Below are 18,905 nucleotides of genomic sequence, written 5' to 3'. Positions count from 1 at the left end.
AGCAGCGCCCACATGGTAGCCTCGGGCGACGAACACCGGCTCAGGCTCTCGCCGGAACAACCTGATCAGAAGTCACAGCTAGCAGTAACTGATATCTCTCCGTTGACGCCTTGGATTGTATCAATAGAAATGGTGACGACATTATTAGGAAGAGTGATTATGTCAGCTTCGATGTAGGTATTCCCTACATCGTTGTAGGAAAAAAGGCTGACGAATTTTCCAGTTTCCAGCGTTATTGAGCCTCTAGGATCTAACCCATCGCCATCCAAACGGTAATGATCTGATTCCCATTTGCCGTTCCGCTCCGTGGTGATGGTTGCCAATTGAGCTTGTTCGCTACTCTCTATACCGCTGTATAGAACCGAAAAACCCCCATTCTGAAGGGCGTGAATCTGCGGCATCTCTTGAGAGGTGACACTACTCTCTCCTAATGAGAGGAGCTCGCTTGAGGCCGTGAACTCTGAACTCAAAACTTTGCCAATGATGGATCGACCGGAGCTGTCGCTCTTGCCCCAGGCAACGACTGTTCGTCCGTCACTCAAGGTCGCAACTGTAACGTCCGAGTAGCTCGCCTGTGCCTGCTCAGAAGCGGCGTCGATCAGAAAAGTCTCTCGCAAGGTCGTGCCGTCCGCCTTGAAGGCTTTTCCATATACGTAAGCGGCACCAGTCGCAGAGAATTCTGTCCAAACTGTCAGAAAGCTTCCGTCATCATAGCGGGTGAGGTGACCGCTGCTCCCGAAAGAACGGAAATTCACAAAGCTTGGAACCGAGGATGCCATTGCCGTGCCTTATCTCTACGCGCCATATGTAATGAAGTTTCATATAGGCGTTCATAGGTCATCGCAACCTAAAAGCGGTGCGATGACGCACATCGAGCATCCGTTCCGTATCGGCAGAGGACCTACTCCCACAACGAGTAGTGCACACCTGACAAAGCCCGGGGCAGTCTGCCCCGGGCTTTGTCATTCACGCTGGTGACAACTCTAGCGATTCTTGTCAGCCGTACCTGTACGCGAGACGCCTGTGCTGCGGTCGTCGTCGACTTCCACTTCGGTCTTGCGCACCGTGTCGGAGACCGTTTGCGTGCGCTGGTCGGCGTCCTTGCGAACCACCACTTCCTCGACCACGCGGGCTTCCTTCGACACGACAGCTTCCTCGGCGCGCTCCTCCATCTCGATGGAGCGCTCGCGGAAGAGATCGCCATCGTTCACCGAGCCGGTGCGCATGGTGCCCTCGACTGGACGGCGCTCGACGGAGACGCGTTCTTCCCTGAGAGAAACCTGCTCCTGCACGGGACGTTCGGTCACGTGGGAGCGGATGCGGACGCGGCCGTGGCTGACTTCGCGCTTGCCCACATGCAGCTCTTCCTCGGCGACCGGAATCACCTCATCGCGATCCGAACGGCTTCCCTGAGCGTACAGGCGATCGTCCTCAAGGCCGTCGCGGTCGCGCATGGCGCTGCTCTCGGTCATGCCGGTGCCCAGCATGCCGGCAGATGTGGTCGCCGAAGCTCCCAGATCCGCAACGCCCGAGTCCTGATGGCTCCAGCCTTCCGACCGCCAGGCGTCCTGCCGCTCGTCGAGGTCGAGCACATCATCGTCGTCGAGGATGTCGACCACGCGATCGACCTCGTCGTCATCGCAGCGCACGGCAATGAGGGCGTGACCGCGGCGCACGCCTTCCGCATAGGCGCGGGCATCATCATGCGGCACGCCATTCGTCGTGAGATAGTTCTCAACACGGTCGTGATGCGATCTGCTGGAGCTCTCACCGAAGCTGCCGGTGCCGTCCCAGGTCCTGTTGTCGCCCGATGCGGTGAAGAGGCAGATCTTGCCTTGCGAGATGCCCGATTGCTCCAGCTCGCGGACGATGGAAGACGCTTGAGAGTCGCTGCCGAAGAGACAGGTTACAGTCTTGGCCATTGCGCAAAATCTCCATGGGCCGTCAAACACGGCACGGTTGTTGAACAGTTCGGTGCTTCTGAATGCCTGTGCCGCATACAAGAACGCATCGCGGCATCAGACGCATTGACCTGTCAATCGCTGCTCGTCGACTTCGTTCCTAAGGACAAGCTGCACACGCGTTGTTTCATGTGCTGGTGCTGGTATCGTCATCGACCGGCACACGCTCGATCACGGCACGCTGCTTGCGAAGCTCTACCGGAGCCTCGACATCCTCGGTTGTTCTGCGCTTATGAACATGCAGCTCCTCTTTCAGGACGAGACGCTTCTCGACGACAAGAACTTCCTCGAGGATAGGAATAATCGTCACGTCGTTCTCGGTGCGGATCGCGGGAGCTTGGTCGACAATTCTGTCGACGGGAACGCGCGTCACTTCGACGGTTTCGCCGTCGAGCGTGGCCTTGACCAGCTCCGTCTCCACATCGACGCTCGTCTGGACACGAACCTTGCCAGTAGTGACCATCCGCTTGTCGAGGCGCAACTCCTCTTCCGTGAGCGGAATGATCTCCGTGTCGGAAGATGCATCCTGTGAGGTCGGCTGGTCAGGAATGTGCTTGGCCATGAATGGGATCCCGTCTGCAGCGGTGAACGTGCCGCTTGCATGACAGGTTCCTCCGCCATGGATGCCGGGATCAGTGCAGGGCGTCAGGCTTCAGCTGAGCAGAAAAGCCTGCAACGCCTCCAGGGTAGCGCCCGGGTTCTCCTCCGCCACGAAATGTCCCGATGTCACGCCGATGCCGTTCGCCTTGGGCGCGAAGCTTCGGCGCCAGATGTCGAGCGGCTTCTGCGTGTGGCCCATCGGTCCGCTCACGAGATAGAAGTCGCTCCAGATCACGTAGGTCGGGCAGGAGATCGTCTTGCCGGCGGCAAGGTCGGCCTCATCGGCTTCGACGTCCTGGGTGGCGCCGGCGCGGTAATCCTCGCAGAAGGCGTGAATGCGGGTCGGTTCGTTGCAGCTCTGCCAATAGGCCTCCAGCGCCCGGTGATCGAAGGCGCTCAGGTCGCCCGCGGCGGACCATAGCCGCATCAATCCTTCGAAATATGGAATCGGATCGCGTCCGATCTCCTCCTCGGGTTTCGGATAAGCCTGCGAAAGATAGCCCCAATGCGCTTCCGGTATCGTTCCCGCGCGCATCTGCTCCCACACATGGTAGGTCGGCAGAATATCGAGGAGCGCGAGGCGTTCGACGCGGCCCGGGTGATCCAGCGCGAGCCGGTAGCCGACACGCGCGCCGCGATCATGCCCGGCAACGGCGAAATTCACATGGCCTAAGGCCTCCATGACGTCGATCACGTCGCGGCCCATCGACCGCTTGCTGTAGGTCTCGTGCTTTGCATCGCCTTTGGGCGCCGTTGACCAGCCGTAGCCGCGCAGATCCATGCAGACGACCGCATGGGTCTCGGCGAGCACCGGCGCCAAGTGGTGCCACATGGCATGGGTCTGCGGAAACCCGTGCAACAGGACCAGCGGCTTTCCGTTGCCCTTGCTGCGCGCGAAGATGCGCCCGACCTCGGTGTCGATCCAGTGGCTCTGAAAGCCGGGAAACAGATCATCGCTCATGGGCAGCCGCTCAGCGTTATGGAATGGCCTCCATGATAAGCTAGAGCGCCGATCCTCAAAGTTGATGAGCTGGCTCCGGAAAATGAGGCGCAACCCGGAGGGGAGAAAGCTTACCTAACGTCATCAGTCAATAGGAGTAAAGGCGCGTTCAACCCTGCTCACGCTCCACGGCCCGCCAGCCGATGTCACGGCGGCAGAAGCCCTCGGGCCAATCGATCCGGTCCACGGCCTCATAGGCCCTTCTTTGAGCGTCGGTGATGGTGGCCCCGAGAGCGGTCACGTTGAGAACACGCCCGCCGCTCGCGAGGATCCGGTTTTCCTCCTGCTTCGTGCCAGCATGGAAGACGATCACGTCGTTGAGGTCCTCGGCCCGGTCGATGCCTCTAATCTCGGAGCCTTTCTCGACCGCACCCGGATAGCCGTTGGCCGCCATCACAACGGTGAGCGCCGCCGCATCCGACCATTGCAGGGCAATGCTGCTCAACAGGCCGTCGCAGGCGGCGAGCAGGGCCGTGACGAGGTCGGATTTCAGGCGCGGCAGAAGCACCTGGGTTTCCGGATCGCCGAGACGGGCATTGTATTCGATGAGCTGCGGACCGCTCTCGGTGAGCATGAGCCCGGCATAGAGGATGCCCGTATAGGGCATGCCCCGCGCCTTCATGCCGGCGAGCGTCGGTTCGATGATCTCCCGCATGACACGCGCCTGCAGGTCAGGCGTCAGCACGGCAGCGGGGGAATAGGCGCCCATGCCGCCCGTGTTCGGGCCCTTGTCGCCGTCGAACACGCGCTTGTGATCCTGGGCCGTGCCGAACGGGATGGCGCGCGTGCCGTCGCAGAGAGCGAAGAAGCTCGCCTCCTCGCCTTCGAGAAAGGCCTCGATCACCACCTCGGCCCCGGCAGCGCCGAGTCCGCCGCCGATCATCATGTCGATGGCGCCTTCCGCCTCCTCGAACGAGGTGGCGACAACCACGCCCTTGCCGGCGGCCAGGCCATCCGCCTTCACGACGATCGGCACGCCGTAACTGCGCACATAAGTTTTCGCCGTCTCCGCATCGGTGAAGCGGCGATAGGCGGCGGTAGGAATGCCGAATTCGGCGCAGAGGTCCTTGGTGAAGGCCTTCGAGCCTTCGAGTTGGGCCGCGGCCTTGCTCGGCCCGAAAGCCTTGATGCCGGCAGCCTGCAGGTCGTCCACGAGACCGGCCACGAGAGGCGCCTCGGGCCCGACCACCACGAATTCGACCTTCATCACCCGGCAGAAATCGATCACCGCGTGATGATCGGTGACATCCAGGACCACATTGGTGCCGTGCTGCGCCGTGCCGGGATTGCCAGGGGCAATCAGGAGCTTGTCGCAGAGCGCACTCGCCGCGAGGCTACGGGCCAGAGCATGCTCCCGCCCGCCGGAACCGATGAGAAGAATGTTCATGCCAGAGCCTCCCGCTGATGCCTGCGCTCTTAGCGGCTCCCGGTCTTTTCGCCTACCCGGAAACTGCGTCGCCTAAGGCTGTTTCGAAGGGCGCGGCGAAATGCACAGGGGATAGGTTGTCGTCATCGCCGCCTGTTGCGCCTGCGCCCTTGGCAGGCCCCTGGGCCACGGGGTAGGTTCACGTCATGTTCGCAGAGAAAGCCCCATCGAATGCCCAGGAATGGTCGGTCTCCGACCTCGCGGGCGCCCTTAAGCGCACCCTGGAGGATGCGTTCGGCCATGTGCGCCTGCGGGGCGAAGTATCGGGTTATCGTGGGCCGCATTCCTCGGGCCATGCCTATTTCTGCATCAAGGACCAGAATGCCCGCATCGATGCGGTGATCTGGAAGGGCGCCTTCTCCAAGCTCAGGATCCGGCCCGAGGAGGGGATGGAGGTCATCGCCACCGGGCGCATCACCACCTTCCCGGGCTCGTCCAAGTACCAGATCGTCGTCGAGAGCCTGGAGCCCGCCGGCATCGGTGCCCTCATGGCGCTGCTGGAAGAGCGGCGCCGGAAGCTCAATGCGGAGGGCCTGTTCGCTCCCGAGCGCAAGCGGCGCCTGCCGTTCCTGCCCCAGGTGGTGGGCGTCGTCACCTCGCCGACCGGCGCGGTGATCCGCGATATCCTCCATCGGCTCGAGGACCGCTTCCCGCGCCGGGTGCTGGTGTGGCCTGTGCGCGTGCAGGGCGAGACCAGTGCGGCGGAGGTTGCCGCCGCCATCCGCGGCTTCAACGCGCTCGAACCGGGCGGGCTGATCCCGCGCCCTGATGTGCTCATCGTCGCCCGCGGCGGCGGCTCCATTGAGGACCTGTGGGGCTTCAACGAAGAGATCGTGGTGCGCGCTGCCGCCGAGAGCGCCATCCCGCTCGTCTCGGCGGTCGGGCACGAGACCGACACGACCCTGATCGACCATGCCGCCGACGTTCGCGCACCGACGCCCACCGGTGCTGCCGAAATGGTGGTGCCGGTGCGCGTCGAGCTTATGGCGGCCGTCAACGACCTGTCCCGCCGCCATGTGGAGGCGGCGCTGCGGCTCGTCGAGCGCCGTCGCTCGGACCTGCGCGCCACGAGCCGGGCCATGCCCAGCGCCGAGGCGCTGTTCTCGCCCAAGCGCCAGCGGCTCGATCTGGCCGCCACCAAGCTCTATCCGGCGCTCTCCCGCAATGCTCGCGGCCACGAGGAGCGCCTGCTCAAGCTGGCGCGCCAACTCGCCCATGTGTCGCCGGTGGCGAACGTGGCCCGCATGCGTGCTCGCCTCGATGCGGTGGGGCCGCGCCCCCACAACGCGGTCTGCCGCTCCATCCTGCTGCGCGAGGAGAGCCTCAAGCAGATCGGCCGGCGCCTCGTGGTCTCCCGCGAGACCCTGCTGCGCGCCGAGCGGACGCGGCTCGCACAGGCTTCCGAGACTGCCCAGCGTATTGCCGAGCGCCTTACTCCGGCGCTGAAAGGCCAACTCGCCCGCAAGGCCGACCGCCTGGATGCGGTTTCCAAGCTCTTCGACAGCCTGAGCTACAAGTCCGTGCTCAAGCGCGGCTTCGCCCTCGTACGCGATGCGGAGGGGCGGCCCATGAACTCCGCCGAGGCCGTGCAGGACGGCCAGGCGCTGGTGCTCGAATTCGCCGACGGCAAGGCCGATGCCACCGGCGGGCGCATCGGCTCGCGGCCTAGACCCGCGAAGCCGAGGCTCGTCGTAGCGGAGGAGCAGGGCGCTCTGTTCTGAGTTAAGATTGGCAATCCGCCGACGCAGCCCTTATGTGAGGGATTGAGCGCAACGCATTCCGTCGATGTCTTTCATGTTGAACAAGTTCGAACGCAGCGGCGGCGAAGCCGTCGTGCAATATCTCGACAGCAATCTCCGGGTGGTGAAGCCCGGGGCCTATGTGCGCTGTGCGGTGACGGGGGCCGAGATCCCTCTCGACGAGCTGAAGTACTGGAGCGTCGAGCGTCAGGAGGCCTATGCCTCCCCCGAGGCGGTGATGATGCGCCTCACCGGGAAAGCTGCGCCCAAGTAACAGGCAAGCGCCTCAGACGATGCGCAGGCGCCGTTCGTTGATGCGCCGCATGAGCAGGTTGCGCAGGCCCGTCTCGTTCTCGATCCGGAGCCGCACCGGCAACGCCGTCAGTTCCGGCCAAGCCTCCGACGCATTGGCAATCCGCACGAGATCCTTTTCGGTCGTGACAGGCAGGAGTCCTAGGCTTTCGGCCTCCTGTCGCAAGGCTGCCACTTCCTCCGGCTTGAAGGGATGGTGGTCGGGAAAGGTATGGGTTGCGTCCACGAGTGCGCCGCAGGCGTGGAGGGTGTCGAAGAATTTCTCTGGCCGTCCGATGCCGGCAAAGGCCATGATTCTCCGACCCTTGAGAGCTTCGGCCGCTTCCGGCGCCGGTTCCAGCGATGCGGTGAAAACGCGCTTGCCGTGCTCGTCCGCCTCCAGGGCGACCTGTCGTCCCGGCTCACCGTCCCCGATCACCAGAACGGCGTCGACCAGAGGCCATTGAGCCCCCATGGATGCCCGCAGGGGTCCTGCCGGCAGGGGCAGGCCGTTGCCGATCCCCGTGGCGCCGTCGACCACCGCGATGGCGCAATCCTTGACGAGCGATGGGTTCTGAAGCCCATCGTCCATGATGACGACCGTGGCACCGATCTCGTAGGCGAGCCGCGCTCCGGCAGGGCGGGAGCGGGACACGATGGTCCGGGCGGTGCGGGACAGAAGAACGGGCTCGTCGCCGATGTCAGTTGCCCCGTGCTGCGGCTGAACCCTCACGGGACCTGCGAGACGGCCGCCATAGCCCCGGGACAGAAAGGCCGGGCTCTCGCCTGCCATATCCAGGATCGTGGCAATCGCGATGGCGGTCGGCGTCTTGCCGGCTCCGCCTGCCGTGAAGTTGCCGATGCAGATGACGGGCAGTTCCGCCTGCTCGCCACGCCGCCTCATCCGACTTGCCGTAACGGAACCATAGATCAGGCCGACCGGGCGCAGCAGGTTCGCCCGCAGCGAAGGAGAGGGGTGCCACCAGAAGCGCGGAGCGCGCATCAGCGGCGGGCTCCGAGCTTGGCCTGCACGATGAAGGGCTCGACGGATTGCATGGTGCGGTCCACGGCGCCGCCCAGCGCCTGCACGGCGTCTCCGGCGGCCCGGGCCATGTCCCGGGTCAGGGCGGCGTTGCCGAGCATCTCGCTCACCGCTCGCGCCAGGCTGCTGCTGTCCTTCACCATCAAGGCTCCGCGGGAGCGGTCGAGAGCATCGTAGATCTCGACGGCCGCGTGAACATGGGGCCCGTGCAGAATGGCGGCTCCCAGCTTAGCCGGTTCGATCGGGTTGTGGCCGCCGACCGGCACAAGGGTTCCGCCCATGAGCACGACCGGGGAGAGCCGGTAGAACAGCCCCATCTCGCCCACCGTGTCGATCACGTAGACGTCCGTCGCCCGGTCGGGATGGATGCCTTGCGAGCGGCGCCCCGCCCGCAGACCGGCCTGACCCGCAAGGGCGGCGACCTCGTGACCCCGGTGAGGATGGCGCGGAGCAATGATGGTCAGGAGATGCGGGTGACGTTTCGCCAGGGCGCGATGAACCGCAATGATGGCGCTTTCCTCACCTTGGTGGGTGCTGGCGGCAAGCCACACCGGCCGCCCCGCGATTAGCCCTGAGAGCTGCGCCACCACGCGCGGATCTGCGGGCGGCGGGGCTGCGTCGAACTTGATGTTGCCGGTCACGACCACGCGCGGAGCACCGAGCCGCGCCAGTCGCTCTGCATCCTCGGCGGTCTGGGTCAGGCAGAGGGCGAAGCGTTCCAGCAGGCGGCGGATGATGCCGGGCATCTTCTGCCAGCGTTGGTACGACCGGTCCGACATGCGGCCATTGACCATGACGAGCGGAATGTCCCGCTCCGAGAGCGCCATGATCGTGTTGGGCCAGATTTCCGATTCAGCGATGAGGGCCAAGTCCGGCTGCCAGTGATCCAGGAAGCGCCTTATATAACGTGGCACGTCCAGCGGTACAAACTGATGCACGGCGCCCGGCGGCAGCCTGCGGGCGATCAGGGCGGCCGAGGTCTTGGTCCCGGAGGTCACCAGAACCGCGAGACCGCGCTGCGTCATGCGCTCCACGACCGGCAGGAGTGACAGGGTCTCACCGATACTGGCTCCGTGGACCCAGATCAGATGGCCCTTGGGCCGCTGCCTGCTGGGATGTCCCTGACGCTCGCCGAGCCGTGTCTTGTCCTCGCGGCCCTTGCGCTGGCGCCAGTAGAGGAGGCCGAGCACGGCGGGCTCCAGGATGGATACGACGGTGCGGTAGGTTCTGAAGGTGAACGGCAGCCTCATGCCCGGGAGCCTCCCGCAAGCATGGGGGTGGCCTTAGCCCCCGGATCCCTGGAGCCGACCAGCGCATAGGCGCGCTCGTGCACCCGGTCCAACTCCCGCTCGACGCTCTGTCTCAGGCGCTCAAGAGCAGGTTCGTCCGCATCTCTCGGCACCGAGACGGGCTCGCCCAGCACGATGGCGCCCCGGCCGAAGGGCAGGCCGATGCTGGCCCGGTCCCAGCTGTTGAAGTCGATGCGGCGGCTCGTGACCACGGCGACGGGCACGATCGGCCGCCCGGACAGCTGCGACAGGGTGACGATCCCCAAGCCGCATACGCGGGAAATCTTTGGGATGTCGGCCGTCATCACCACCATCTCGCCTTCACTCAAGGCACGCAGCATGGCCCGCAGGGCCTGGGCACCACCCTTCTTGCGGATATCGCGGCCGCGAGCGCCCGAGCCGCGGATGGCCCGGACTCCAAGGTGACGCAGGGCGATGGCGTTGAACTCGCCGTCGCCCGAGCGGGAGACAAGGCTCGCCGCCCGGTCCTGCGGCCGTCTGGCGAAATGGATCATAAAATGCTGCCCGTGCCACATGGCGGCGATCACGGGCATGTCGATCCGGTCATAGGCATCCGCCGGCTCCATGACGAACCGGTTCGTGCGCTGCACGAGCTTGAGATAGCCCGCGACGAGAAAGCCCATGGCTTCCTGCACCGCACGGGAGCGGGTGATGCGCTTGACGAGACCCATCGTGCTCGGGTCAGCCCTGCTGCGGATCCAGCAGGCGGTGCAGGTGGACGATGAAGTAACGCATCTGCGCATTGTCCACAGTCGCCTGCGCCTTGGCTTTCCAGGCGGCATGGGCCGAGGCGTAGTTCGGGAAGACCCCGACGATTTCGAGCTTGGACAGGTCTTTGAACTCGGTGGATTCGAGGCTGGTAAGCTCGCCGCCGAAAACCAGATGCAGGAGCTGCTTGCCAGGCGTGTCGGTCATGGTGATAGGGCTCTTCTGACGAGGGTTGTAACGATTGAGGCTTCAAGGAGCCGATGATGTTTCAGGCTCTCATGGCTCCAATAGCACGAGGATGCAACCGTGACGCAACGGCAATCATCTCATCGTGGGAGGGGACAGGCTTGTTATAGACCGGAGCTGAACCGCCAAGATCGGTCAGCCGGCCTCCCGCCTCCTGCAGGATAAGGTCGGCGGCGGCGATATCCCAGTCCTGGGCATGGGCTGAGACGAGGCCTACATCGATGGAGCCGTCTGCCACGCGGGCGAGCCTGAGGGCCAGGGACGGAACCTTGGGCAGGCGCTCGATGGGGTTGATCCGTCGCTCAAGCCGGTCGACGAGGGGCTTGGGACCGGCCACCCGTACAGGGCTCGAAAAGGATTCCGCCTCCGGCAGCCGCAGCTTCACGCCGTTGCTCCAGGCCCCTTCACCCAGCCGCGCTTCATAGAGACGGTCGTGGATCGGGGCATGCAGGATCCCGAGAACGGGCTTTCCGTCCCGCACCAGGGCAATGGAGATGGCCCAGTCCGGATGGCCCGAGGCGAAGGCCCGGGTGCCGTCGATGGGATCGACGATCCACACATAGCTTCGCCCGAGCCGGGCCGGATCGTCGACCGTCTCCTCGGACAGCCAGCCGGCCTCAGGGAGCAATTCGGAGAGTTGGCCCTTCAGGTAGGTATCGAGGGCGATGTCCGCCTCGGTCACCGGGGAGGACCCGGCCTTGTACCACAACTTGGCAGTACTCTGCGCGCCGGCGCGGAAGTAGGGGACAGCCAGGTCTCCCGCGCGGCGGGCGGCATCGCGCACGGCCGGTGCGAGGGACGACAGGGAATGGGGTGAGGGGAGCAGCATCGAACCTGAGATGGGAAGTCCTGGCAGGAGATACCATATCTCACCGGACCATTCCGCGACCTTTCCGGAGCGATGGGGGCAATGTCCTAGAACGGCCTTGAGAGCTCTAGATCAGGGCATCCAGGGTCATGGCGGCGAACAGGATCAGGCCCGCATCCCGGTTCGACCGGAAGAGCCGCAGCGCGCCAGCTCCATCGTTCCGGTCGATGCGCGCGACCTGCCAGCCCAGGTGAAGGGCGAAGAGGCCTAAGCCCGCGAACGAGACGAACCCCGCTCCGGCCTGCACGAACGCAGCGGCGAGGAAGATCACGGTCAGGGCATAGCAGATTCCGACGCCCTGCTTCACCTGTTCGCCGAAGAAGCGGGCGGAGGACTTGATCCCGACCACCTCGTCATCCTCGATATCCTGCAGGGCATAGATGGTGTCGTAGCCCACCACCCAACTGATGCTGCCGAGATACAGGAGAATGGGAGCCCAGCCCAAGGAGCCGAAGGCAGCCGCCCAGCCCATCAGGGCGCCCCAGGCAAAGGCAAGGCCGAGCACGATCTGCGGCATCCAGAAGAAGCGCTTCATGAAGGGGTAGAGGGCGACGATGCCGAGCGAGGCGAAGCCCGTGGCAATGGCGAAGACGTTGAATTGAAGCAGGACGAGGAGGCCGACGAGGCCCTGGAGGGCGAGAAACGCCAGGGCGCCCTTGAGGGTGATCTGTCCCGAGGGGAGGGGGCGCTGGCGGGTTCGTTCGACCTTGGTGTCGAGATCCCGGTCGACGATATCGTTATAGGTGCAGCCAGCGCCACGCATGGCCACGGCGCCGATCAGGAAGAGCAGACAGTGGAGCGGGTTGGGCCATGACTGGCCGGCGTTGAGAGCTGCCAGCGCCGCCGACCACCAGCAGGGCAGAAGCAGCAGCCACCAGCCGATGGGGCGCTCGATCCGGGCGAGGCGCAGGTATGGCTTTAGCGAAGACGGCGCCCACCGCTCGGCCCAATGGCCCCTGACGGCATCGGGCAGGGAAGGCGCGGCAGGGCGCTCCATCACGGCTGAGGGGTCAGATTAGAGGGCGCCCTTCGGGATCGACAGGGTGCCGGTCAGGCCACCGCCCATCTTGCCGGCCATGCCGCCCTGCTGGGCTTGCTGAGCCTGCTGCTTGGCGCGCTTTTCCATCTCGGCCATCTTGGCTGCGGCCTGGCAGGCATTGCCCTTGATGGTCTGGGTCTGCTTGTGGTCCCTGGTGAAGCCCTCGACCACCTGGTCGGGGATCTGGCACCAGTCCTTGTTCTCGGTCATCCACTTCTCGCCGGCACTGCCGTTCGCCACGAGCTTGGTGAAGACCGAGCAGGCGGCACGCGGGTCGATTTGCTTCTTCTTGCCGCCTTCGGTCAGCTTGTTGACCTGCTGAATGAGGCCCTGGCGCTCCTGCAGGATCTTCTGCCCGTCCTGGCAGGCGCTCGACTGTGCGGAGGCGGGGGCGCTCATGAAGAAGCCGGCAACGGCAAACGCAGCCAGAAGATGCGAACGGAAATGCGTCATGCCCAAAATTCCCTCGAAACGGCCTGCGACGTCTCGCGGGCCTGCGCTCTGTTATCAGGTGAAGGGCCACCAGGCCAAGAGGCGAATGGTCGCCTCGGCCTCAAGCTGTGCCATCCCGCACCTGAATTTCCCGTGACCAAAGCGGTCACCCCTCTCCCTAGGGGCGAGGGAAATTGATACAGCAAGGGCTCCTCGGCGCAAGGTTGTCATGGCTGAATACGATTTCAACGCTCCCCGCCTCTTCGTCGACGCCCCCCTCCAGGCCGGCGCCCGGATCGAACTCGACCGGGGGCAGGCCAACTACCTGCTGAACGTCCTGCGGCTCAAAGACGGAGGTTCCGTCCTGATCTTCAACGGTCGGGATGGGGAGTGGCGCGCCGAGGTCTCGGTGGAAGGCCGCAAGGCCGCCGACCTGGTCTGCGTGGAGCGGACCCATGAGCAGAGCCCGGCGCCCGACATCATCTATGCCTTCGCGCCCCTAAAGCATGCCCGTCTCGACTACATGGTCCAGAAGGCTGTGGAAATGGGAGCGGGCATTCTCCAGCCCGTCCTGACGCAGCGGACGCAGAGCTCCCGGGTCAACCTTGACCGGATGCGCAGCAATGCCATCGAGGCCGCCGAGCAATGCGGCATCCTGGCGATTCCCGAGGTGCGCGAGGAAGAGAATTTGGAGCGGTTTCTCAAAGGCTTGGAGAAAGAGCGCCTGGTGATTTTCTGCGACGAGGATGCGCCTGTTTCGAACCCCGTTCAGGCCCTGGCCAAGCTTGGGAACAATCAAGATGGTCTGGTTGTTATCGTGGGACCCGAAGGAGGGTTCACCGATCAGGAGAGAGCGCTTGTCGCTGCCCGCGAAAGATGTGTTTGCGTATCGTTGGGACCGCGAATCCTGCGTGCCGACACAGCCGCTGTGGCCGCACTGGCAATCGTTCAGTCCGTGCTCGGCGATTGGAACTGATCTCATCGTCCGACGACGGCTCAAGCCGATCTGCCCCTAGCCTCAAAAGCTTAGCAGTTTTACGCCGCCTCGCCCCATTCCGGCCCCATTGAACCGGAGTTTGGGCGATTGCCGCAGGCCGGTTCGGACACGCAAGAGATCATTTCTGCATAATATAAAGAGGACACGAGGAAATGAGCTGGGATTTCAAGTTCGGCATCGAGGAAGAGTACTTCGTCAACGATGCCCCCAGACGGGATATCGCCAAGGGCAAGATGGGAGAGTTCTTCGCCGCCTGCCGGGACCGGGTTTCGGGCGATATCCAGCCCGAGATGCTGGAGCCGCAGATCGAGATCGCCACCAAACCCTCCCTGGAGCTGGCCGATGCCCGCGCCCAGCTGGTCGACCTGAGAACCTCGGTCGGGGCCGTGGCCCGCGACTTCAACCTGTCCATCATGGCCTCCGGCACCCACCCGCTCGCCGTGTGGTCGCGGGTGCGCCCGACAGCGCAGCCCCGCTACGGCAAGGTGATGCACGACCTGCAGATGCTCGGGAGCCGCAACGTGTTGTGCGGCATGCATGTTCATGTGGAGGTGCCGGATCTCGGCATGCGCGTGGACATCATGAACCGGATCCAGCCGTACCTGCCGCTGTTGCTCGCGCTCTCCACCTCATCGCCCTTCTGGCAGGCGCAGCGGACGGGCCTTCTCGGCTATCGGCTGGCGGCCTACCGCGAGCTGCCGCGCACGGGCCTGCCGGATCTGTTCGAGAGCGCGCAGGATTACCAGCGCTACATCGACACCCTGGTGGCCGCCCGCGCTATCGAGAATTCCAGCTATGTCTGGTGGGTGATCCGGCCCTCGCTGAAGCATCCGACCCTGGAGCTGCGGGTGGCCGACAGCTGCACGCGGGTGGACGACACCATCGCGATTGCGGCGCTCTACCGCTGCCTCGTGCGCCATCTCACCCTCGATACGAATCTCAATGCCGGCCAGACCGGCGCCTCGCGCGCCATCAATGACGAGAACGGCTGGCGGGCCCAGCGCTACGGCATCCATGGCAGCTTCGTCGACGAGAAGACCCGCACGGCCAAGCCGGTCCGCGAACTTCTCGAGGAAACCCTGGACCTCGTGGTCGAGGACGCCAAGGAACTCGGCTGCCAGCGTGAGCTCGATCTCGCCCGCTGGATCGTCGCCCGCGGCACCAGTGCCGATCAGCAGCTGACGCTTTATACCGAGGCGGTCGGCCGTGGCCTGTCCAACCGGGATGCGCTCGCCGGCGTGGTCGACTGGCTGAGCGCGGAAACGATAGGCGAGCCTGCGTTCCGGCATTGATGAGGGTGCATCGTGCGGCTCGGTTCCGCACGATGCTCCAGCTATGGATTGGGCATCGGACCGCTCCCAAAAGTGCAAGTCACTTTTTGGGGCCGATGCCCGAGCCCTCATCGTTTTGTGCATGGGTCACGCATTGCACCTTGGCGTTAAGCCCCTTATGGAGTCCCGACGCTTAAGTCGGCGCGCCTTGAACGCGCTTATTGATGAGGTGATGCATGGCGCGGGACGTATCCGATACGACCCCCATCGGTGCGCGGTCGGAACTCGTGGAATGGATCGCCTCCGGCGAGAAGCCGCGCGATTCGTGGCGGCTCGGCACCGAACACGAAAAGGTACCCTTCTACAGAGCCGATCTCTCGCCCGTTCCCTATGACGGGGCTAAGGGTATTCGTGCGCTGCTGGAGGGCATGCAGGAGCGCACCGGCTGGGCGCCGATCATGGAGAACGGCCGCCCCATTGGCCTCGCCGACGAGGTGGGTGGGGGAGCGATCTCCCTGGAGCCCGGCGGACAGTTCGAGCTGTCCGGCGCGCCGCTGGCCACCCTCCATGACACGGCCCGCGAGACGGCCCAGCATCTCGACGACGTGAAGGCTGTCGGCGACAAGCTCGGCATCGGCTTTCTGACGCTCGGCATGAGCCCGCTTTGGACACGAGCCGAGACGCCCGTGATGCCCAAAGCCCGCTACCGCATCATGACCGACTACATGCCGAAGGTGGGTTCGCTCGGCCTCGACATGATGTACCGCACGTCCACCGTGCAGGTGAACATGGACTACGCGTCTGAGGCCGACATGGTGAAGAAGCTGCGCGTCTCCCTGGCGCTGCAGCCGATCGCCAGCGCGATCTTCGCCAACTCGCCCTTCACGGACGGCAAGCCCAACGGCTACCTGTCCATGCGCTCCAACATCTGGCTCGACACCGACAAGAACCGCACGGGCATGATGGCCTTCGCCTTCGAGGAGGGCTTCGGCTACGAGCGCTATGTGGATTGGGCGCTCGACGTGCCGATGTATTTCGTCAAGCGTGACTCGACCTATCACGACGTGGCGGGAGCATCCTTCCACGATCTGCTGGCCGGCAAGCTCGCGCAGTTGCCCGGCGAGCGCGCCACGCACTCGGACTGGGCCAACCACGTCTCGACCCTGTTCCCGGAAGTGCGCCTCAAGCGCTATCTCGAAATGCGCGGCGCGGATGTGGGCAATCTCGATCACATCGTTGCGCTGTCCGCCTTCTGGACCGGTCTACTCTACGACGAGGCGGCCCTCGACGGGGCCTGGGAGCTCGTGAAAAGCTGGAGCGCCGAACAGCGTGAGCAGCTGCGCGCCGACGTGCCGAAGACGGCGCTCAAGGCCACCATTGCTGGCCGTTCCGCCCAGGACGTCGCCAAAGACGCGCTGTCGCTGTCCCGCGCCGGTCTGCAGCGCCGCGCCTGTCTCGATGAAGCCGGCCAGGACGAGACCCGTCATCTCGCCTATGCGGAAGAGATCGTCACGTCAGGCCGCACGCAGGCCGAGCGGCTGCTGGAGCGCTATCACGGCGCCTGGAGTGGTTCGGTAGAGCCGGTGTTCAAGGAATACGTTTTCTGACATTAACCGATGACGAGGCGCCGTAGAGTGGTGACAAACGATGCCTCGTCACAAGTCTCCTCTTGGTGAATACCAGTTCTCCCTTCCGCAATGCGCTGAGTCGTCTGCGGGGAAGCTTTTTGTAGTGCCCAAATTGATATGTTATAAAGCCAGCAAGGGGCTACATCTTACCTATCGGCAATCAGAGAGATTGTGAATGATTGATTAGCTGGCTCCTTCGGTCGCAATTCGCCGGGAGGATCCAATGCCCGCTCCAACGATCAATCACTTAGACGGGGATTTGACGTACAGATCCCCCGGCGACACCTACCGCATCGACCAAAACGGAGATGCGATTGTCAATGACAGCGACAACGATCTCACAAGGCTCGAGGTGCTGTTGGACTTGACCGATGGCGCCATAGGCATCGATACGGAAGGAAAGGTGAGCCTGAATAATGGTGTCATCTCCGTCGAGGGTGTTGAGATCGGCGCAATCGAAGGAGACTTCGACCCCCTTCATCTCGTCATTGCGTTCAATCATGAGGCAACATCGACGCGCGTGCAGGAACTCATTCGCGCGCTCACCTACACGGCTCCGCAGTCAGCGGGCGGGTTCAGCCGCACGGGTGCGATTTACATCGATCTTCAGGATGGGAGCGGCTCATGGGGAGGAGCACGCGTCGACACCGCCGACAGACTTGTTGGCACTGAAGAGAGCGATACATTCTCTGCAACAAGTCACCTCATCTGGGACGGGGATCAACTCGATGGCGGAGCGGGCGATGACATCTTCCAATTGATAAATGGTGGAACATTCGATCTTTACCGGATGGCCAATATCAGCGGTATCGAGACCATCCAGGGATCATTGGCCAACGACATTATCATCATCAAAGGCGCCCAACTGAGTGACGTTCGGAGCATCGATAGCGGGGGAGGAACAGAGGACAAACTGACAATAACAGGGACAGTCATCGATCTGTCGAGCACCGTGATCAGCGGCTTCCGATCTATCGTGCTGGCCGACCACGCAGCGCAGATCACCGTCGGCAATGCTGAGACCGCCAAGATCGTGACCGGATACACTACCGCCAACGATCGCTTGATCCTCACGAACGGGACCTTGACCGTTGCGGAGCGGCTACTCCTTCACCGTCGCGGTGTCGACACGATCATCGCGAAGGATGCGAGCGGCCGCGAGGTCTCAACCACCCACAGGCCCCCTCAGATCGCCGCCTTCGACGGAGCAATGATCAATGCGCCCATCGGCACTAAGGCCTTTCTCGACCGGGGGCAGGATGCAGCCCTGACAGTAGATAGCGGCATCCTCGAGTCTCTGCTCGTCCAAATAAGTGGGGCTGCTGATCCGACTGAGCTGCTTGGGGTCCAAGAAGGTAACGGTGTGAGGCTCCTCGGCCGAGCAGTGTATGTTGACGATATCATGATAGGCTCGCTGTTTGACGAGCCAGATAGCCTGAGCTTCTCTTTCGATCAGGACGCTACGGATGCCCGAGTCCAGAAGCTCATTCGCGCACTGACCTATACCAAGACGGATGGCAGCGCTGACAAACTGCGCAAAGTCACTTTCCTCTTGAAGGATATCGGTGGCCGCGAGACGAAAGCCGAGGTGTCGCTCGATCTCTCATCCAACACGCCTCCCTCCGACATCGGCCTCACTGGCAAAAATGTTCGGGAAGTGTCTCCAGACAACGCCTGGATCGGCGATCTCTCGGCCACGGATGCCGTAGGCAGTACATTCACCTTTACCCTGGTGGACGATGCCGGCGGGCGCTTCAAGATCGACGGCAGCCAGCTCAGGGTCAACACCGGCACTCTGCTCGATCATGAGCAGGCCAAGTCTCACAGTGTCCGCGTCAAGGTGACCGATCAGGGCGGCCTCTCTTACGAGAAGTCCTTTGTCATCGATGTTGACGATGTCGCGCAGGAGACCGTCACAGGCACTGCTGCGAATGAGGTTTTCATCGGCGGCTCCGGCAGGGACAAGCTCGATGGCGGCTACGGCAACGACCGGCTGACCGGCGGCAAGGGCAGGGATACGTTCGTCTTCAAGGACAATCTCAGCAAGACCGGGAACGTCGATACGATCACGGATTTCAAGCCGAAGGACGATGCAATTCAGCTCGAAAACAGGATCTTCAAGAAGCTTTCGAAGACAGGCGTTCTGAAGAAGGATTTCTTCACCGCGGGGTCCAAGGCCAAGGACAAGAACGACTACATCGTCTACGACAAGACGAATGGGCATCTCTTCTACGATGCGGACGGCTCCGGCAAAGGCAAGGCAGTCCTGTTCGCCAAGCTCAAGGCAGCGCTGGACCATAAAGACTTCTTCGTCATCTAAGAGACCGTGTCGTGACTTGCACGCTAG

At 63.4% G+C, this 18,905-nt stretch carries 18 protein-coding genes; 6 read left to right on the top strand and 12 right to left on the bottom strand.

Translation table 11 applies throughout. The annotated features are described in order from the left end of the window. Positions 1–65: 65 nt before the first annotated feature. From JKL45_RS17775 to purD, 5 genes are all read right to left on the bottom strand, one after another. The gene (locus JKL45_RS17775) at positions 66–779 is read right to left on the bottom strand and encodes a hypothetical protein (RefSeq protein ID WP_201862918.1); all 714 of its coding nucleotides are present in this window, start codon (positions 777–779) and stop codon (positions 66–68) included. A 204-nt stretch (positions 780–983) separates the two neighbouring features. Beyond that, positions 984–1,922 carry a YsnF/AvaK domain-containing protein gene (locus JKL45_RS17770; RefSeq protein ID WP_210345818.1) on the bottom strand — a complete coding sequence of 313 codons (939 nt, stop codon included), beginning with the start codon at positions 1,920–1,922 and terminating at the stop codon, positions 984–986. Between the two features lie 166 nt (positions 1,923–2,088). Beyond that, positions 2,089–2,523 carry a YsnF/AvaK domain-containing protein gene (locus JKL45_RS17765; RefSeq protein WP_201862917.1) on the bottom strand — a complete coding sequence of 145 codons (435 nt, stop codon included), beginning with the start codon at positions 2,521–2,523 and terminating at the stop codon, positions 2,089–2,091. A 90-nt stretch (positions 2,524–2,613) separates the two neighbouring features. Then, positions 2,614–3,522, bottom strand: coding sequence for an alpha/beta hydrolase (locus JKL45_RS17760; RefSeq protein ID WP_201862916.1), 909 nt, complete (start codon positions 3,520–3,522; stop codon positions 2,614–2,616). A 148-nt stretch (positions 3,523–3,670) separates the two neighbouring features. Further along, positions 3,671–4,948 carry a phosphoribosylamine--glycine ligase gene (purD, locus tag JKL45_RS17755; protein WP_201862915.1) on the bottom strand — a complete coding sequence of 426 codons (1,278 nt, stop codon included), beginning with the start codon at positions 4,946–4,948 and terminating at the stop codon, positions 3,671–3,673. 185 nt (positions 4,949–5,133) lie between these two features. Between purD and xseA the strand changes: the two genes are divergently transcribed. Beyond that, entirely contained in the window at positions 5,134–6,708 is a 1,575-nt protein-coding gene (xseA, locus tag JKL45_RS17750; RefSeq protein ID WP_201862914.1) for an exodeoxyribonuclease VII large subunit, read from the top strand. A gap of 73 nt (positions 6,709–6,781) precedes the next feature. Next, positions 6,782–7,000 (top strand): DUF2093 domain-containing protein, encoded by a 219-nt coding sequence (locus tag JKL45_RS17745; RefSeq protein WP_201862913.1) that lies wholly within the window; start codon positions 6,782–6,784, stop codon positions 6,998–7,000. A gap of 12 nt (positions 7,001–7,012) precedes the next feature. Here the strand turns inward: JKL45_RS17745 and lpxK are convergent, their stop codons facing one another. The 7 genes from lpxK to JKL45_RS17710 form a co-directional block, all read right to left on the bottom strand. Beyond that, positions 7,013–8,020: a tetraacyldisaccharide 4'-kinase gene (gene lpxK / locus JKL45_RS17740; protein WP_201862912.1), complete on the bottom strand. Its 1,008-nt coding sequence runs from the start codon at positions 8,018–8,020 to the stop codon at positions 7,013–7,015. After that, positions 8,020–9,309, bottom strand: coding sequence for a 3-deoxy-D-manno-octulosonic acid transferase (locus JKL45_RS17735; protein ID WP_201862911.1), 1,290 nt, complete (start codon positions 9,307–9,309; stop codon positions 8,020–8,022). The genes lpxK and JKL45_RS17735 overlap by 1 nt, the downstream gene beginning before the upstream one ends. Next, positions 9,306–10,040: a lysophospholipid acyltransferase family protein gene (locus JKL45_RS17730; protein ID WP_201862910.1), complete on the bottom strand. Its 735-nt coding sequence runs from the start codon at positions 10,038–10,040 to the stop codon at positions 9,306–9,308. Before JKL45_RS17730 ends, JKL45_RS17735 begins: the two co-directional genes overlap by 4 nt. A 10-nt stretch (positions 10,041–10,050) precedes the next feature. Further along, complete coding sequence (locus JKL45_RS17725) at positions 10,051–10,284, bottom strand: DUF4170 domain-containing protein (RefSeq protein WP_190844795.1); 234 nt, start codon at positions 10,282–10,284, stop codon at positions 10,051–10,053. A gap of 61 nt (positions 10,285–10,345) precedes the next feature. After that, complete coding sequence (locus JKL45_RS17720; protein WP_201862909.1) at positions 10,346–11,152, bottom strand: inositol monophosphatase family protein; 807 nt, start codon at positions 11,150–11,152, stop codon at positions 10,346–10,348. Positions 11,153–11,258: 106 nt separating this feature from the next. Next, on the bottom strand, positions 11,259–12,188 hold the full coding sequence (ubiA, locus tag JKL45_RS17715; protein WP_201862921.1) for a 4-hydroxybenzoate octaprenyltransferase: 930 nt from the start codon (positions 12,186–12,188) through the stop codon (positions 11,259–11,261). Between the two features lie 18 nt (positions 12,189–12,206). Beyond that, positions 12,207–12,683, bottom strand: a complete 477-nt coding sequence (locus JKL45_RS17710) for a hypothetical protein (protein ID WP_201862908.1) — start codon at positions 12,681–12,683, stop codon at positions 12,207–12,209. Between the two features lie 208 nt (positions 12,684–12,891). Here JKL45_RS17710 and JKL45_RS17705 point away from each other — a divergent pair, with 208 nt between their 5' ends. The 4 genes from JKL45_RS17705 to JKL45_RS17690 all read left to right on the top strand — a co-directional run bounded on the left by JKL45_RS17705 (position 12,892) and on the right by JKL45_RS17690 (position 18,878). Next, complete coding sequence (locus tag JKL45_RS17705; protein WP_201862907.1) at positions 12,892–13,638, top strand: 16S rRNA (uracil(1498)-N(3))-methyltransferase; 747 nt, start codon at positions 12,892–12,894, stop codon at positions 13,636–13,638. Positions 13,639–13,811: 173 nt separating this feature from the next. Continuing rightward, entirely contained in the window at positions 13,812–14,951 is a 1,140-nt protein-coding gene (locus JKL45_RS17700; protein ID WP_201862906.1) for a carboxylate-amine ligase, read from the top strand. 215 nt (positions 14,952–15,166) lie between these two features. After that, the gene (locus tag JKL45_RS17695) at positions 15,167–16,537 is read left to right on the top strand and encodes a glutamate--cysteine ligase (protein WP_201862905.1); all 1,371 of its coding nucleotides are present in this window, start codon (positions 15,167–15,169) and stop codon (positions 16,535–16,537) included. Between the two features lie 244 nt (positions 16,538–16,781). Next, positions 16,782–18,878: a hypothetical protein gene (locus JKL45_RS17690; protein ID WP_201862904.1), complete on the top strand. Its 2,097-nt coding sequence runs from the start codon at positions 16,782–16,784 to the stop codon at positions 18,876–18,878. Positions 18,879–18,905 lie beyond the last annotated feature (27 nt).

This window comes from Microvirga soli, assembly GCF_016734765.1.
Classification (GTDB): Bacteria; Pseudomonadota; Alphaproteobacteria; order Rhizobiales; family Beijerinckiaceae; genus Microvirga; species Microvirga soli.
This window is presented reverse-complemented; position numbering and strand designations above follow the sequence as displayed.

Excerpts from the sequence above, each read along its gene's own strand:
- purD (WP_201862915.1), bottom strand. The coding sequence starts at position 4,948 with ATGAACATTCTTCTCATCGGTTCCGGCGGGCGGGAGCATGCTCTGGCC.
- JKL45_RS17775 (WP_201862918.1), bottom strand. The coding sequence starts at position 779 with ATGGCATCCTCGGTTCCAAGCTTTGTGAATTTCCGTTCTTTCGGGAGC.
- lpxK (WP_201862912.1), bottom strand. The coding sequence starts at position 8,020 with ATGCGCGCTCCGCGCTTCTGGTGGCACCCCTCTCCTTCGCTGCGGGCG.
- JKL45_RS17695 (WP_201862905.1), top strand. The coding sequence starts at position 15,167 with ATGGCGCGGGACGTATCCGATACGACCCCCATCGGTGCGCGGTCGGAA.
- JKL45_RS17770 (WP_210345818.1), bottom strand. The coding sequence starts at position 1,922 with ATGGCCAAGACTGTAACCTGTCTCTTCGGCAGCGACTCTCAAGCGTCT.
- JKL45_RS17725 (WP_190844795.1), bottom strand. The coding sequence starts at position 10,284 with ATGACCGACACGCCTGGCAAGCAGCTCCTGCATCTGGTTTTCGGCGGC.
- JKL45_RS17735 (WP_201862911.1), bottom strand. The coding sequence starts at position 9,309 with ATGAGGCTGCCGTTCACCTTCAGAACCTACCGCACCGTCGTATCCATC.
- JKL45_RS17765 (WP_201862917.1), bottom strand. The coding sequence starts at position 2,523 with ATGGCCAAGCACATTCCTGACCAGCCGACCTCACAGGATGCATCTTCC.
- JKL45_RS17705 (WP_201862907.1), top strand. The coding sequence starts at position 12,892 with ATGGCTGAATACGATTTCAACGCTCCCCGCCTCTTCGTCGACGCCCCC.
- JKL45_RS17720 (WP_201862909.1), bottom strand. The coding sequence starts at position 11,152 with ATGCTGCTCCCCTCACCCCATTCCCTGTCGTCCCTCGCACCGGCCGTG.
- ubiA (WP_201862921.1), bottom strand. The coding sequence starts at position 12,188 with ATGGAGCGCCCTGCCGCGCCTTCCCTGCCCGATGCCGTCAGGGGCCAT.
- JKL45_RS17690 (WP_201862904.1), top strand. The coding sequence starts at position 16,782 with ATGCCCGCTCCAACGATCAATCACTTAGACGGGGATTTGACGTACAGA.
- JKL45_RS17700 (WP_201862906.1), top strand. The coding sequence starts at position 13,812 with ATGAGCTGGGATTTCAAGTTCGGCATCGAGGAAGAGTACTTCGTCAAC.
- xseA (WP_201862914.1), top strand. The coding sequence starts at position 5,134 with ATGTTCGCAGAGAAAGCCCCATCGAATGCCCAGGAATGGTCGGTCTCC.
- JKL45_RS17710 (WP_201862908.1), bottom strand. The coding sequence starts at position 12,683 with ATGACGCATTTCCGTTCGCATCTTCTGGCTGCGTTTGCCGTTGCCGGC.
- JKL45_RS17760 (WP_201862916.1), bottom strand. The coding sequence starts at position 3,522 with ATGAGCGATGATCTGTTTCCCGGCTTTCAGAGCCACTGGATCGACACC.
- JKL45_RS17730 (WP_201862910.1), bottom strand. The coding sequence starts at position 10,040 with ATGGGTCTCGTCAAGCGCATCACCCGCTCCCGTGCGGTGCAGGAAGCC.
- JKL45_RS17745 (WP_201862913.1), top strand. The coding sequence starts at position 6,782 with ATGTTGAACAAGTTCGAACGCAGCGGCGGCGAAGCCGTCGTGCAATAT.